At 54.7% G+C, this 15,309-nt stretch carries 12 protein-coding genes; 3 read left to right on the forward strand and 9 right to left on the reverse strand.

Features of this window, described 5'->3' with window-relative positions; genetic code table 11:
* Positions 1–55: 55 nt before the first annotated feature.
* The 9 genes from bamA to rpsB all read right to left on the reverse strand — a co-directional run bounded on the left by bamA (position 56) and on the right by rpsB (position 10,486).
* Positions 56–2,479, reverse strand: coding sequence for an outer membrane protein assembly factor BamA (gene bamA / locus N6G83_RS38450; RefSeq protein ID WP_074031351.1), 2,424 nt, complete (start codon positions 2,477–2,479; stop codon positions 56–58).
* A gap of 35 nt (positions 2,480–2,514) precedes the next feature.
* Positions 2,515–3,870, reverse strand: a complete 1,356-nt coding sequence (rseP, locus tag N6G83_RS38455; protein WP_024529507.1) for a sigma E protease regulator RseP — start codon at positions 3,868–3,870, stop codon at positions 2,515–2,517.
* 32 nt (positions 3,871–3,902) lie between these two features.
* On the reverse strand, positions 3,903–4,751 hold the full coding sequence (cdsA, locus tag N6G83_RS38460) for a phosphatidate cytidylyltransferase (protein WP_024529506.1): 849 nt from the start codon (positions 4,749–4,751) through the stop codon (positions 3,903–3,905).
* A 9-nt stretch (positions 4,752–4,760) separates the two neighbouring features.
* Positions 4,761–5,519: a (2E,6E)-farnesyl-diphosphate-specific ditrans,polycis-undecaprenyl-diphosphate synthase gene (gene ispU, locus N6G83_RS38465; protein ID WP_024529505.1), complete on the reverse strand. Its 759-nt coding sequence runs from the start codon at positions 5,517–5,519 to the stop codon at positions 4,761–4,763.
* A gap of 370 nt (positions 5,520–5,889) precedes the next feature.
* Positions 5,890–7,086, reverse strand: a complete 1,197-nt coding sequence (gene ispC, locus N6G83_RS38470; protein ID WP_211134371.1) for a 1-deoxy-D-xylulose-5-phosphate reductoisomerase — start codon at positions 7,084–7,086, stop codon at positions 5,890–5,892.
* 158 nt (positions 7,087–7,244) lie between these two features.
* Positions 7,245–7,802: a ribosome recycling factor gene (frr, locus tag N6G83_RS38475; protein WP_024484316.1), complete on the reverse strand. Its 558-nt coding sequence runs from the start codon at positions 7,800–7,802 to the stop codon at positions 7,245–7,247.
* Positions 7,803–7,928: 126 nt separating this feature from the next.
* Entirely contained in the window at positions 7,929–8,654 is a 726-nt protein-coding gene (pyrH, locus tag N6G83_RS38480; RefSeq protein ID WP_021179910.1) for a UMP kinase, read from the reverse strand.
* A gap of 134 nt (positions 8,655–8,788) precedes the next feature.
* Positions 8,789–9,643: a translation elongation factor Ts gene (gene tsf / locus N6G83_RS38485; RefSeq protein ID WP_021179909.1), complete on the reverse strand. Its 855-nt coding sequence runs from the start codon at positions 9,641–9,643 to the stop codon at positions 8,789–8,791.
* A 117-nt stretch (positions 9,644–9,760) separates the two neighbouring features.
* Complete coding sequence (rpsB, locus tag N6G83_RS38490) at positions 9,761–10,486, reverse strand: 30S ribosomal protein S2 (RefSeq protein ID WP_021179908.1); 726 nt, start codon at positions 10,484–10,486, stop codon at positions 9,761–9,763.
* Between the two features lie 360 nt (positions 10,487–10,846).
* Here rpsB and map point away from each other — a divergent pair, with 360 nt between their 5' ends.
* Genes map through dapD form a run of 3 tightly spaced genes read left to right on the forward strand, consistent with a single transcriptional unit; the run spans position 10,847 to position 15,232 of the window.
* Positions 10,847–11,641, forward strand: coding sequence for a type I methionyl aminopeptidase (gene map / locus N6G83_RS38495; RefSeq protein WP_024529503.1), 795 nt, complete (start codon positions 10,847–10,849; stop codon positions 11,639–11,641).
* A gap of 60 nt (positions 11,642–11,701) precedes the next feature.
* Positions 11,702–14,365 (forward strand): bifunctional uridylyltransferase/uridylyl-removing protein GlnD, encoded by a 2,664-nt coding sequence (gene glnD / locus N6G83_RS38500; RefSeq protein WP_211134370.1) that lies wholly within the window; start codon positions 11,702–11,704, stop codon positions 14,363–14,365.
* A gap of 42 nt (positions 14,366–14,407) precedes the next feature.
* Positions 14,408–15,232 (forward strand): 2,3,4,5-tetrahydropyridine-2,6-dicarboxylate N-succinyltransferase, encoded by an 825-nt coding sequence (gene dapD / locus N6G83_RS38505; protein WP_211134369.1) that lies wholly within the window; start codon positions 14,408–14,410, stop codon positions 15,230–15,232.
* The last annotated feature ends 77 nt before the right edge of the window (positions 15,233–15,309 follow it).

Raw genomic sequence — 15,309 nt, forward strand, 5'->3', positions numbered from 1 at the left:
TTAAGCCTGGCATTTGCGATTCTTGTACCGCTATGCCCACAGGTGAAACCGGTTATTACCAGGTTTTACCGATGTTAAACTGGAACTGCTCCGACCTGTCGCCGTCGTATTTCTTGATCGGATCCGCATAGGAGAAGACCAACGGCCCCAGTGGAGACATCCACTGCAGCGCAAGACCGGCAGACACGCGAATGTTGCTCGCCTTGCTGTAGTCTGGTACCCCGTACATCAACGTCTGATCGGTGTTTTCCCAGTGGGTATCCCACACGGTACCGGCATCGACAAACAGTGAAGTACGCACCGAGTTGGCGTATTTCTCGCTGAGGAACGGCGTAGGCGTGATCAACTCCATGCTTGCCACGGCCATGGCGTTACCGCCCACCGCATCGTTCGAGCTACAAATCGGCTGAGCGGTGCTGGTGCCTGGCGCGTACTGGCAAGAATACGAGTTGGAGTTGTAGTACACGGCTTTTGGACCAATGGTGTTGGACTGGAAGCCACGTACGGTACTTGAACCACCCGCATAGAAGTTTTCATAGAACGGCATTTCTTTACCGCCCAACCCATCGGCATAGCCCAGACGGCCACGACCCAGCAACACCCAGGTCTTGTCATCGTTAAGCGGCATATACTGCGCGGTGTCCAACGTCATCTTGTAGTATGAGTTGTCGGAGCCCGGCACGGTCACCTTGGTGTTGAACGTAGTGCGGTTACCCTGGGTAGGGAAGTAGCCACGGTCCAGATTATTATAGGTCCAGCCCAGGTTCAGCGTGAAGTCATCGGCTGTAAAGCTGGCGCGATCCTTAAAGTCAGGATAATCGCCCATCGAGTTCAGATAGCGCCACATGGCGATCTGCGGCTGCATTTCTGACAGGGAGTTATGGACGTAACCCAGGCCAGCACGCAGCGAGTTGTTCTCGTTGATCGGGAAGCCTAGCGTGCCGTCGATACCATAACTGCTGTTGGTATAGTCGGACAGATCGGCATTATTCGCTTTAAAGTCGTTATAGAAGATACGGCCGCCCAGACTCACACCGTCAACGGTGAAGTACGGGTTGGTCACCGACAGCTCGGTATAGGTCTGGTAGTCGTTCTTGGTGCCGCTGATGCCAACAGAGTAGCCCGTGCCCAGCCAGTTATCCTGCTGTACACCCGCCTGGAAGCTGACGCCACTTTCGGTACCGTAACCCACACCAAAGTTCAGCGTCCCGGTGTTACGTTCTTTCACCTTATAGGTGATATCAACCTGATCGGGGGAACCCGGTACACGCTGGGTTTCTACATCGACCGTCTCGAAGTAACCCAGACGGTTCAGACGTTCTTTACCCTGCTCGACCTGATCGTTACCCAGCCACGCCCCTTCCATCTGGCGCATTTCGCGGCGCAGAACGGAATCTTTACTGGTGTCGTTGCCTTCGAACTTGATGCGACGCACATAGAAACGGTTACCCGCGTCGATGTTGACGTTCAACTTCACGGTTTTATCCGTGTCGTTGATTTCAGGCTGAGTCTGTACGCGAGGATAAGCGTAACCATAACGGCCAAACATCTTCTTGATGTTATCTTCCATTTTGGTCACTTTGGTGCCGTTAAACAGCTCACCCGGCTCAATCTTGGTCAACTGAGCCACTTCTGCCGAATGACCGGCAAGGTTGCCATTTACCACCACGCCAGAAAGCTTGTACTGATCGCCTTCGGTGATGTTAACGGTGATATAGATGCCTTTTTTATCTGGCGTCAGGCTGACCTGCGTCGAATCAATATTGAAACGGGCATAGCCGCGATCCAGATAGAAGCTGCGCAGGCTCTCAAGGTCCCCTGCCAGCTTTTGCTTCTGGTATTTGCGATCGGCCACCACGTTCCACCACGGCACATCATCACGCAACTGGAAGTGCGCGATCAGCTCATCGTTGGTGAAGGCATGGTTGCCGACAATGTTGATTTGTTGAATCTTGGCGGAAACCCCTTCCGTGAACACCAGTTTCAGGTCAACACGGTTGCGCGGCAACGGCGTGACAACGGCTTTCACCGAGGCACTGTATTTACCGACGCTGTAGTAGAAGTCTTCCAACCCTTTTTCAATGCTGGATAAGGTGGTGCGGTCGAGTGCTTCACCAACCCGGACGCCAGAGGCTTCCAGGTTTTGCTTGAGCATGTCATCTTTCACCGATTTGTTACCGGAGAAAGTGATGCTGGCAATGGTAGGGCGTTCCTTAACCTGAACAATCAGCGTATCACCATCGCGCAGTACGCGAACGTCCTCGAAGTTGCCAGTGGCAAACAAGGCACGGATGGTGTTACCGATATCATCATCAGAGACGGTATCGCCTACGCGAACCGGCATGTTGAGTAACGCCGCACCGACGGCGACTCGTTGCAGGCCTTCGAAATGAATATCCTTCACTACGAACCCGTCTGCACCGTATACGGTGGCGCTGCCAAACAGCAGCGACGCTATGAGCAACTTTTTCATCGCCATCGTTGTTATGCGTTCTTCCTAACCTGTCCCCGCCCCTAAAGACGAGAAAAATCATTGAAAAGTGCAAGACCCATCAGCAGTACCAACAAGATCGAACCAATGCGGTAGCTGTAGTCCTGTACTCGCTCAGAAACTGGCCCCCCCTTCAGCTTTTCTATCGCCAGGAAGAGGAGATGCCCACCATCTAATACCGGTAATGGGAAGAGGTTGATGATCCCTAAGTTGACGCTAATCAACGCCAGAAACATCATATAATACACAAAACCCACCTCTGCTGATGCCCCTGCTCCCTGTGCAATGGAAATCGGGCCACTCAGGTTGTTCAGCTTCACATCACCGGTAATTAATTTACCTATCATGCTGACCGTAAGATGCATCAGCTGCCAGGTTTTGTCCCCCGCCTGATACAGCGCAGAGAACGGCCCATATTGACGGATGGTCTTGTACTCATCCGGCAGAGGGATAACTTTAGGTACAATCCCGGCAAACCCCACCGCTTTGTCTTTTCCCACCGGCTTTGTATCTGGTATCAGCGTTAAAGACAAGGGGGCGCCGTTTCTTTCTATCTCTAAAACCAGCGGAAGCCCTGGAGCATTGTGGATACGTTTAACCAACGTAACCCAACGGCCAAGTGGCTGACCATCGACTTTAACGATCCTGTCCCCCGCTTGTAAACCTGCCTTTTGCGCGGCTGACCCGGCCTGCACTTCTGCCAGCACGGATTCAATCTGCGGGCCACGCGGGATCATGCCTAGAGAACGCACGGGATCTTCTTTGTCCGGCTCAAAGCTCCAGTGGCGCAAATCCAGGGTCTTGCTCAGCTTTTGTGAAGAACCAAACGGAGCAATTTCTACCTCGGTTTGCGCATCACCGATTTTGGTCACCAACGCCAGGCGAACAGATTCCCAATCAGGCGTTTCGATACCGTCAACGGACTTAAGTTCCATTCCCGGAGAAATTTCGGCCTGGGCGGCAATGGATTGCGGAGTAATTTCACCGATGACCGGGCGGTAACTCGGTACGCCGATGATAAAGACGATCCAATAGGCAAGAATGGCAAACAGGAAATTGGCAATGGGACCCGCGCTGACAATCGCCGCGCGCTGCCAGACGGTTTTATTGTTGAACGCCTCATGACGCAGCTCGGGAGCCACCGTTTCGACGCGCTCATCGAGCATTTTGACATAGCCGCCAAGGGGGATCATGGCGACGACATATTCGGTGCCCTGGCGATCGGTGCGGCGCCATAGCGCACGGCCAAAGCCGATAGAGAAACGCTCCACACGGACGCCACAGCGGCGAGCCACCCAAAAGTGCCCGAACTCATGCACGGTGATCAATATACCCAGAGCGATAATAAACGCGACCAAGTTCCAGAGTACGCTGACCATAGAATCCCTTTACTCCCCCCGCCGATAACGGATTAAAACACTAACAGCATCAAGCAGGCAAATACCGGTACCGCTGCGGTCAGGCTATCAATACGATCCAGAATGCCGCCGTGCCCCGGGATCAAATGACCACTGTCCTTGATACCGGCTTCACGTTTAAACATGCTTTCCGTCAGATCGCCCAACACCGAAGCCAGAGCAGCAATCACCGAACAGACCAATAGGGTCATGGGTACCACGTTCAACGGCGCATAGCGGCCAAACAGCCACGAAATCACGGCAGACGTTACCAGCCCACCGACCAGCCCTTCCCAGGTTTTCCCCGGAGAGACCTTCGGTGCCAGCTTGTGTTTGCCAAACAGCTTGCCGAACATGTAGGCACCGGAATCTGCGCCCCAGACCAGCAGCATAACGTACAGCAACCACCATGCACCGGTAAAATGATTCTCTTCATAGCCGAACTGACGCAGCGCCAGCATGCCCCAGAAAAACGGCACGATGGTCAACAGGCCAAAGACCAGCCGTAAGGTGCGCGAATTACGCCACAGCGCAGCCGAGCCTGGATAGAACAGCACCAGCAGCAGGGCCACCAGCCACCATCCCAGCGACAGCCATAGCGGGCCAGCGATCTGCAATTGGTGAACAGATTGATGGTAGGCAGGCACGCTGAGCATCATCAGCGTCAATAGGAAACCGCATAATATCGCCAGCCAGATACGTTGGGGGCGGGCAGCAAAGCCAGCCAACTGCCCCCATTCCCAGGCGGCTAACATGCACACAGCGAGTGTTACCAGGGCAAAGCCCATCGGCGGCAGCAAGAACAGCGCTGCGATAACAATCGGAATTAAAATCAGAGCCGTTATGATGCGAGACTTCAGCAAAAGTTCCCCCTAGGACGCATTGGCATCGATAGGTGTTGTTCCTCCGAAGCGACGCTCGCGTTGTGCAAATGCATTCAGCGCACCTTCAAAGACAAGTTCATCAAAATCTGGCCAGAGTACATCAGTAAAGTAAAGCTCGGCGTAAGCAATTTGCCACAACAAAAAGTTACTGATGCGATGTTCGCCGCCGGTACGGATCACCAGATCCACCGGAGACAGATCGCTCATGCAGACGCGCTCGCCCAGTAACTCTTCGCTGATCTGATCTACGCACAGCGTACCTTGCTGTACTTGCTCGGCCAGATCCTTCACTCCCTGAATAATATCCCAACGGCCACCGTAATTGGCGGCAACGTTAAGCGTCAGGCCATCGTTATTTTCTGTCAGTTGCTCCGAGCGGCGGATACGCTCTTGCAAACGTGCGCTGAACCGGCTGACATCGCCGATCACACGCAACCTGACATTATGTTTATGCAGGCTTTTTACTTCGCTGTCCAGTGCGCGGACAAAAAGCTCCATCAGCGCGGAGACTTCCTGCGCCGGGCGGTTCCAGTTTTCGCTGCTGAAGGCATAAAGCGTGAGTGCATCTAAATGGTGACTGGCGGCAAAACTGACCGCACGGCGTACCGATTTCACCCCTGCTTTATGACCGAAGATACGTAACTTGCCCTGGCGTTTAGCCCAACGCCCATTGCCGTCCATAATGATCGCGACATGACGTGGCCCATGAGCAGAAAGATTAGCTTCTTGTTGGTTTGCGGACGACATAACTCGTACTTATTTCCTCGGTAGAAACGCCCTGGCCTTGCCGGAATATCGGACCTTACGCGCAAAAAAAGCCGTGTGCCTGACACAGCTTTTCAGTCTGCCTGCCTGGTGCCCCAAGGAGCGCCCGGCAAAGATTGGCGTAAATTTTCCCCGTCTTCTGGCTTGGCACTGCCCTATTGGCCGCGCTTGTCAGGTAAAAAGGTCTGCCAATCCGGCCATTATTCAACGGTATAACCGGTGATTATGGCGCAGACTATAACACCTCCGTGAAGCCTGAACAAACGGCCACACGGCGGCCTGGCGAGTTTACCAGCAAATTCAGACAATGTAGCAGAGCCGAATTTACCCGCGGTATAACCCGCTCAAGTGATTAAACTCGCAGGTTACGAACCAAACCGCCAGCCACCTCACGCGCCTGACGATCGATCTCCAGCACCATCTCAATGCTGGTGGGTTCCGGCAGCGCCATACATTCAACAACCTTTTGGTTCACGACTGAAATATCAGTGAAACGAATTTGTTGCTGCAAAAATGCCGCTACGGCAATCTCATTGGCCGCGTTGAGGGCGGTGGTCGCCGCCTGGCCTGCATCGAAGGCTTCGATTGCCAAATACAGGCAAGGATAGCGCTCAGGTTCCGGCTCAGAGAAGGTCAGCGCCCCGATACGGCAGAAATCGAGCGCTGCCACCCCGGAGTGGACCCTCTGCGGATAAGCCATGGCATGAGCGATAGGCGTGCGCATATCCGGCGTACCCAGTTGGGCCAGCACGCTACCATCGGCATAGCGCACCATGGAGTGGATCACCGACTGCGGGTGGAGGATCACTTCCATCTGCTCTGCCGAGGCGTTGAACAACCAGCGAGCTTCGATATACTCCAGCCCCTTGTTCATCATGGTGGCGGAATCTACCGAGATTTTGCGCCCCATCGACCAGTTGGGATGCGCACAGGCCTGATCCGGCGTCATGGTGGCGAACTGTTCCATCGGCGTAGTACGGAACGGGCCACCGGAACCGGTCAGCACGATGCGCGAAACGCCGTGGGCTTCCAGCGAGCTATAACCCAGTTGGCGTTGAATGCTTTCTGGCAGGCTCTGGAAGATAGCGTTGTGCTCGCTGTCCAGCGGCAGCAGCTGGGCCTGGCTCTTTTGCACTGCGTCCATAAACAGGCGGCCACAGGTGACCAGCGACTCTTTGTTCGCCAGCAGCACCTGCTTACCGGCACGGATCGCGGCCAGGGTGGGCAACAGCCCAGCGGCCCCGACAATGGCTGCCGTCACCTGGTCGACGTCGTCTAATGCGGCTAGCTCGCAGGCTGCTTTTTCACCTGCCAGCACTTCGGTTTTCACACCGTTTTCTGCCAGCACGGCGCGTAACTCATTGGCGGACTGCTCATCGGCCATTGCCGCATAGCTCGGGCGGAACTCTATGCACTGCTGCGCCATGACCGCCACATTACGGCCAGCTACCAGTGCCTTGATTGCGAAAAGGTCGGGATTTTCCCTGACCACGGCCAGGGTGCTGGTGCCCACAGAACCGGTGGAACCCAGAATTGTCAGTTGCTTCATGAGATCGCTCTGAATCTACTGCGTGATGAGATCGGAGGTACACCACAGTGTAACTTGCATCACGGCTGGTTTACGCTCTGTGCGTACGATAAAACGAGATCTGCACCACAAAAAATAAAGCGCCGCCAAGGCGACGCTCTATTTCAAGGCGATGGAGATTAGAAATCCATCAGTTCTTTTTCTTTATCGGCCAATGCCGCATCAAGCAGTTTGATGTAGGCATCGGTCATTTTCTGGATGTCGTCTTGTGAACGGCGATCTTCATCTTCGCTGATTTCTTTGTCTTTCAGCAGCGCCTTCACTTTATCGTTGGCATCGCGGCGCACGTTACGCACGGCCACACGGCCCTGCTCGGCTTCGCCACGTACGACCTTGATCAGATCCTTACGGCGCTCTTCCGTCAGCGGAGGAAGCGGAACGCGGATCACGGTGCCAGCCGAGCTTGGGTTAAGGCCCAGATCGGAAGACATAATGGCTTTTTCTACCGCCGACCCCAGAGAACGGTCAAACAGGTTGATCGCCAGCGTACGGGAATCTTCTACCGTGACGTTGGCCAGTTGGCGCAGCGGCGTTGCTGCACCGTAGTATTCCACCATGATGCCGTCCAGGATGCTTGGAGAAGCACGGCCAGTACGGATCTTGCTGATTTGGTTTTTGAATGCTTCGACGCTTTTTTCCATGCGTGAATCAGCATCTTTTCTGATTTCATTAATCACGTTGCGAACCCTTGGAAGCTGGTTACTTGGCAGGCTGTACTGAAAAGTATAGCCCGTGAATTTTACTTATCAGAAGCACACAACGCCTGGCGTTACCCGCTCCTGGGAAATTTGGCCAAACAGCCGTTATTTGGTGATCAGAGTACCTTCGTTCTCACCCATCACCACGCGACGCAGTGCGCCCGGCTTGTTCATGTTGAATACGCGGATCGGCAAGCCATGGTCGCGAGCCAGCGTAAACGCCGCCAGATCCATCACTTTTAACTCACGCTCCAACACGTCCTGGTAGGTGATCTGTTCGTACAGCGTTGCGTCCGGGTTTTTCACCGGGTCAGCGGAGTATACACCATCCACTTTAGTCGCTTTCAATACCACATCGGCTTCAATTTCGATGCCGCGCAGGCAGGCCGCAGAATCCGTGGTAAAGAACGGGTTACCCGTACCGGCGGAGAAAATGACCACGCGGTTGTTACGCAGCAGGCTGATCGCCTCTGCCCAGCTGTAGTTGTCACATACGCCATTCAACGGAATGGCAGACATCAGGCGGGCGTTCACATAGGCACGGTGCAGTGCATCACGCATAGCCAGGCCGTTCATCACGGTAGCCAGCATTCCCATGTGGTCGCCCACTACGCGGTTCATGCCGGCTTGTGCCAGACCTGCACCACGGAAAAGATTGCCACCGCCAATAACTACACCGACCTGGATGCCCAGCTCGACCAGCTCTTTTACTTCCTGAGCCATGCGATCCAAAACGCTAGCGTCGATCCCAAAGCCTTCTGCACCTTGCAGGGCTTCACCACTCAGTTTGAGCAGGATACGCTGATAAACGGGTTTTGCATTGGTTGCCATGGTGTTCTGTCCTAAGAAGCAGTAGTTATAGTATTGGGGTTTTCAACCGATTAGCCTGGGCACGCGGGGCCCACCATCGGCATTTCTCTGGCTGGATAAAATGGAGCCGCCTCGCGGCGGCTCCATTAACAGCATTAAGACTGTTTGCTCATTGCTGCAACTTCAGCAGCAAAGTCAGCTTCAACTTTCTCAATGCCTTCACCCACTTCAAAGCGGATGAAATTGGTCACGTCAGTGTTGTGCTCTTTCAGCACCTGAGCAACGCTCTTGCTTGGTTCGATCACGAAAGGCTGACCGGTCAGAGAGACTTCGCCGGTGAATTTCTTCATGCGGCCTTCAACCATCTTCTCTGCGATTTCTTTCGGCTTGCCAGACTGCATGGCGATGTCCAACTGAACCTGGTACTCTTTCTCTACCACTTCAGCAGACACATCTTCAGGCTTGACGAATTCAGGCTTGCTAGCGGCAACGTGCATTGCCAGCTGCTTAACCAGCTCTTCATCCGCGCCTTTGGTAGCGGCAACCAGAACACCGATGCGAGCACCGTGCAGGTAGCTACCCAACACGTCGCCTTCCAGGGCAGCAATGCGGCGAATGTTGATGTTCTCACCGATTTTTGCCACCAGCGCAACGCGCTCTTCTTCGAACTGCGCTTTCAGCACATCAACGTCAGTGATTTTGCCAGCAAAAGCCGCATCCAACACTTTGTCAGCGAAAGCCTGGAAACCGCCGTCTTTAGCAACGAAGTCGGTCTGGCAGTTAACTTCCACGATCATGCCGAAGTTGCCTTCGATCTTGGTTTTGATCACGCCGTCAGCAGCTACGTTGCCTGCTTTTTTCGCCGCTTTGATCGCGCCAGATTTACGCATGTTTTCGATTGCCAGCTCGATGTCGCCGTTAGATTCGATCAGCGCTTTTTTGCAATCCATCATACCTGCGCTGGTACGCTCACGCAGTTCTTTTACCAGGGCAGCGGTAATATCAGCCATTTCTTTTTCCTCGGTTATCTCGCTCGGAGATAGTTCTCATTCAGATAAGCAAAGGGGGCCCTTAAAGGCCCCCCTAACCAACATATTCAATACCTGGTTAATAAGGGCTTGACCTTATTATTCAGCTTCTACGAAGCTTTCTTCCGCCTGAACGGCCAGATCTTGAGAACGACCTTCACGGATGGCGGCAGAAACGGCGGTCAGGTACAATTTGATTGCACGGATTGCGTCGTCGTTACCAGGGATGATGAAGTCAACGCCGTCTGGATCGGAGTTGGTATCAACGATAGAGAATACCGGGATACCCAGGTTGTTGGCTTCTTTGATCGCGATGTGTTCGTGATCGGCATCGATAACAAACAGAGCGTCTGGCAGACCACCCATGTCCTTGATACCACCCAGGGAGTTTTCCAGCTTGGCCAGTTCACGAGTGCGCATCAGCGCTTCTTTCTTGGTCAGCTTGTCGAAGGTGCCGTCTTGGGACTGGATTTCCAGATCTTTCAAACGTTTGATTGACTGACGAACGGTTTTCCAGTTAGTCAGCATGCCGCCCAACCAGCGATGGTTCACGAAGAACTGATCGCAGCCGTTAGCATATTCTTTTACCGCTTCGCTTGCTGCGCGCTTGGTACCAACGAACAGGATCTTACCTTTACGGGAAGAGATCTTGGTCAGTTCAGCCAAAGCCAGGTTGGCCATTGGTACGGTTTTTTCCAGGTTGATGATGTGAACCTTGTTACGTGCGCCGAAGATGAAAGGCTTCATTTTCGGGTTCCAGTAACGGGTCTGGTGACCAAAGTGTACACCAGCCTGGAGCATGTCGCGCATGGAAACAGTTGCCATGATTAAAACCTCTATTAGAGTTGATTGGGGTTATGCCTCCACGTATCCCATAACGCCGACCCGGACAATGACGTGAGTCATCTCAAGGCACCCCGGCGGATGTGTCGATACGTGTGTGTTATTTACACAATGTGAGTGCAGTTGAACTACTTTCGGTCATTTCCTCACTGGCACTCAAGGCCGAATGCGGATCTGCCGGCGCGCTTTATACCATAAACCCGCCCCAGACACCAACTTTTGTTGCAGTTGGCCTGGCCCTTCACAAATGAAATTTGGCAGCCTCAAGCCGGGCTGATACCATAACTCAATGCCTTATCTTTCTACCTTGTCGACCATAACGACACCTGCGGACTAACTTTCATGGCAATTTCAATTAAAACACCTGATGACATTCAAAAGATGCGCGTTGCGGGCCGCCTGGCCGCAGAAGTGCTGGAAATCATCGAGCCCCACGTTAAACCCGGCGTCACCACCGGCGAGCTGGACAGGATCTGCCACGAGCATATCACCAATACACAACAGGCAATCTCGGCCTGCCTGGGCTACCATGGCTTCCCAAAATCGGTCTGTATCTCGGTGAATGAAGTGGTGTGCCACGGCATCCCAAGTGACGACAAGGTGCTGAAAGACGGGGATATCGTCAATATCGACGTGACCGTGATCAAAGACGGCTTCCACGGCGATACCTCCAAGATGTTCATCGTCGGTAAACCGACCATTCTGGGCGAGCGCCTGTGCCGCATCACCCAGGAAAGCCTGTATCTGGCCTTGAAGATGGTCAAACCGGGTATCCGCCTGCGCACTCTGGGTAAAGCCATCCAGCAGTTTGTTGAAGCAGAGAAGTTCTCCGTAGTGCGCGAATATTGCGGCCACGGTATCGGCGAAGGTTTCCACGAAGAGCCTCAGGTACTGCATTACGATGCCGATGACGGCGGCGTGGTGCTGCAGGCCGGTATGGCCTTCACCATTGAACCCATGGTCAATGCCGGTGATTACCGCATCCGTACCATGAAAGACGGCTGGACGGTGAAAACCAAAGATCGCAGCTTGTCGGCACAGTATGAGCATACTATTGTGGTGACTGATAACGGCTGCGAGATAATGACGTTGCGCAAGGATGACACCATCCCCAACATCATTACTCACGAAATGTAAGAACCACAGGGTTCTTGTGACAAGCCGGCCTATGCCGGCTTTTTTTATGGGCGGCGAAACATGTCTGAAAATTATCGTGAGCTAGAGACCCCGGCCGTTCCCAAAAAGCCGGATGCTCCCAGCACCTATGGCGATGAAGAGATCAATTGCCTGGCCCTCAAACAGCGGCTTGAGCAGTTTCAGCAGTGGCTGGCAGTAGCCTTCAATGCCGGAGCCAGTGCCGAAAGCCTGGTGGCGGCGCGCAGCAAGTTTATCGATCGGCTATTGCGGCGGCTGTGGCTGTTTTACGGCTTTGACACTATCCCCGAAACGGCGCTGCTGGCCGTCGGCGGCTATGGCCGTGGTGAACTGCACCCGCTGTCTGATATCGACGTGCTGGTGCTCAGCCAGACTCGCCTGAACGATGAACAGGCCGCTCGCGTCGGTGAATTCATTACCCTGCTGTGGGATCTCAAGCTGGAAGTCGGCCACAGCGTGCGCACGCTGGAAGAGTGCCTGCTGGAAGGCTTGGCGGACCTGACCGTTGCCACCAACCTGATCGAATCCCGCATGATCTGTGGCGACGTCGCCCTGTTCCTGCAATTGCAGAAGCACATTTTCAGCGACGGCTTCTGGCCTTCGCCCAAATTCTTTGACGCCAAACTGGTTGAGCAACAACAACGTCACCAGCGCTATCACGGCACCAGCTACAACCTGGAACCGGATATCAAGAGCAGCCCAGGTGGCCTGCGTGATATCCATACGCTGATGTGGGTGGCCCGCCGCCATTTCGGCGCCACCTCGCTTGATGAGATGGTCGGTTTTGGCTTCCTGACCCAGGCCGAACGCAACGAATTGAACGAATGTCAAAGCTTCCTGTGGCGTATTCGTTTTGCCCTGCACCTGGCGCTACCGCGTTATGACAACCGCCTGCTGTTCGATCGCCAGCTCAGCGTGGCCCAACTGCTGCGCTATCAGGGGGAAGGCAATGAGCCGGTAGAGCACATGATGAAGGATTTCTATCGCATGACGCGCCGCGTCGGCGAGCTGAACCACATGCTGCTACAGCTGTTCGATGAAGCGATCCTGGCATTGGACGCCACGGAGAAGCCGCGCCCGCTGAACGATGATTTTCAATTGCGTGGCGATTTGATCGATCTGCGCGACGAAACGCTGTTTATCCGCCAGCCCGAAGCCATCATGCGCATGTTCTACCTGATGGTACGCAACCGCGAAATCAAAGGCATCTACTCCACCACCGTACGCCAGTTGCGCCATGCCCGCCGCCACCTGAAACAGCCGCTGTGCAACATTCCCGAGGCGAGAGAGCTGTTTATGGCCATTCTACGACACCCTGGCGCGGTCTCACGGGCGTTGGTGCCAATGCATCGCCACAGCGTGCTGTGGGCCTATATGCCGCAATGGGGCAGCATCGTCGGCCAGATGCAGTTCGACCTGTTCCATGCCTATACCGTCGATGAACATACCGTGCGCGTGCTGCAAAAGCTGGAAAGCTTCTCCGATGAGGAAACACGCCCACGCCATCCGCTGTGCGTAGAGCTTTATCCTCGCCTGCCTCACCCGGAATTGCTGTTGCTGGCAGCGCTGTTCCACGATATCGCCAAAGGGCGCGGGGGCGATCACTCCATTTTAGGCGCCCAAGACGCCCTGGAGTTTGCTGCATTGCATGGCTTGAACTCACGCGAAGCACAGCTGGTTGCCTGGCTGGTACGCTGCCACCTGCTGATGTCGGTTACCGCACAACGGCGTGATATTCAGGACCCGACCGTGATCCAGCAGTTCAGCAGCGAAGTGCAAAGTGAAACCCGGCTACGCTACCTGGTTTGCCTGACGGTCGCCGATATCTGTGCCACCAACGAGACCTTGTGGAACAGTTGGAAACAGAGCCTGTTGCGCGAGCTGTATTTCGCCACCGAGAAGCAACTGCGCCGTGGTATGCAGAACAGCCCGGATCTGCGCGAGCGGGTGCGCCACCATCGTTTACAGGCGCTGGCACTGTTGCGCATGGACAATATCGATGAAGAGGCGCTGCACCATATCTGGAGCCGTTGCCGCGCCGACTATTTCCTGCGCCATTCGCCGAATCAGCTCGCCTGGCACGCCCGTCACCTGCTGGCCCATGACTCAACCAAGCCATTGGTGCTGGTCAGCCACCAGGCCACGCGCGGCGGCACCGAGATCTTTATCTGGAGCCCGGATCGCCCTTACCTGTTCGCCGCCGTTGCCGGTGAGCTGGATCGGCGCAATCTCAGCGTACATGATGCCCAGATCTTCACCAACCGCGACGGCATGGCCATGGACACCTTTATCGTGCTGGAGCCGGATGGCAGCCCGTTGGCCCAGGATCGTCATGCCGCGATCCGCCATGCGCTGGAGCAAGCCATCACCCAACGAGATTACCAACCGCCCCGCGCTCGGCGTCCGTCGTCCAAGCTACGCCATTTCAGCGTACCGACCGAGGTCAGCTTCCTGCCCACCCACACCGATCGCCGCAGTTATCTGGAACTGATCGCCCTCGATCAGCCCGGCCTGCTGGCACGTGTGGGTGAAGTTTTCGCCGATCTGGGCCTGTCGCTGCACGGCGCACGTATCTCCACCATCGGCGAACGGGTCGAAGATTTGTTTATTTTGGCCGATGCCGATCGCCGGGCGCTGGATCCGCAAACACGCAGAAAATTAGAACAACGGTTGACAGAGGCACTCAATCCAACCGATAAAATGTGATAAAAGTAACCTTTCGTAAATAAAATCAGGACAGAGAACAGCATGCAGCAATTACAGAACGTTATTGAAAGCGCCTTCGAACGCCGCGCGGATATTACCCCGGCCAACGTAGACACCGTAACGCGTGAAGCGGTAAACCAGGTGATCGCCCTGCTGGACAGCGGCACCCTGCGCGTTGCCGAGAAGATCGAGGGGCAATGGGTTACCCATCAGTGGCTGAAAAAAGCCGTCCTGCTGTCTTTCCGTATCAACGACAACAAGGTAATGGACGGTGCAGAAACCCGCTATTACGACAAAGTGCCGATGAAATTCGCTGACTACGATGAAGCACGCTTCCAGAAGGAAGGCTTCCGCGTGGTGCCACCGGCTACCGTACGTCAGGGGGCATTTATCGCTCGTAACACCGTGCTGATGCCTTCTTACGTCAACATCGGTGCCTACGTCGACGAAGGCACCATGGTAGACACCTGGGCCACAGTAGGTTCTTGTGCGCAGATCGGCAAAAACGTTCACCTGTCCGGCGGCGTCGGCATCGGTGGCGTGCTGGAGCCATTACAGGCCAACCCAACTATCATCGAAGACAACTGCTTCATCGGCGCGCGTTCAGAAGTGGTTGAAGGTGTGATCGTAGAAGAAGGTTCAGTGATCTCCATGGGCGTTTATCTGGGCCAAAGCACCCGTATCTACGATCGTGAAACCGGTGAAGTGCACTATGGCCGCGTACCTGCAGGCTCCGTGGTCGTGTCCGGCAACCTGCCTTCCAAAGATGGTTCCTACAGCCTGTATTGCGCAGTGATCGTCAAGAAAGTGGACGCCAAGACCCGTGGTAAAGTCGGGATTAATGAGTTATTGCGCACTATCGACTAAGCTTGAACGGCGGGTGTATCACCCGCCATTTTTTTGCCTTCAATACGCGGGCCGTCACAGTCTGTGACGGGCGTTTT

Source organism: Serratia sp. PL7, assembly GCF_945957435.1.

Excerpts from the sequence above, each read along its gene's own strand:
- bamA (WP_074031351.1), bottom strand. The coding sequence starts at position 2,479 with ATGGCGATGAAAAAGTTGCTCATAGCGTCGCTGCTGTTTGGCAGCGCC.
- rseP (WP_024529507.1), bottom strand. The coding sequence starts at position 3,870 with ATGGTCAGCGTACTCTGGAACTTGGTCGCGTTTATTATCGCTCTGGGT.
- ispC (WP_211134371.1), bottom strand. The coding sequence starts at position 7,086 with ATGAAGCAACTGACAATTCTGGGTTCCACCGGTTCTGTGGGCACCAGC.
- ispU (WP_024529505.1), bottom strand. The coding sequence starts at position 5,519 with ATGTCGTCCGCAAACCAACAAGAAGCTAATCTTTCTGCTCATGGGCCA.
- map (WP_024529503.1), top strand. The coding sequence starts at position 10,847 with ATGGCAATTTCAATTAAAACACCTGATGACATTCAAAAGATGCGCGTT.
- pyrH (WP_021179910.1), bottom strand. The coding sequence starts at position 8,654 with ATGGCAACCAATGCAAAACCCGTTTATCAGCGTATCCTGCTCAAACTG.
- dapD (WP_211134369.1), top strand. The coding sequence starts at position 14,408 with ATGCAGCAATTACAGAACGTTATTGAAAGCGCCTTCGAACGCCGCGCG.
- glnD (WP_211134370.1), top strand. The coding sequence starts at position 11,702 with ATGTCTGAAAATTATCGTGAGCTAGAGACCCCGGCCGTTCCCAAAAAG.
- tsf (WP_021179909.1), bottom strand. The coding sequence starts at position 9,643 with ATGGCTGATATTACCGCTGCCCTGGTAAAAGAACTGCGTGAGCGTACC.
- rpsB (WP_021179908.1), bottom strand. The coding sequence starts at position 10,486 with ATGGCAACTGTTTCCATGCGCGACATGCTCCAGGCTGGTGTACACTTT.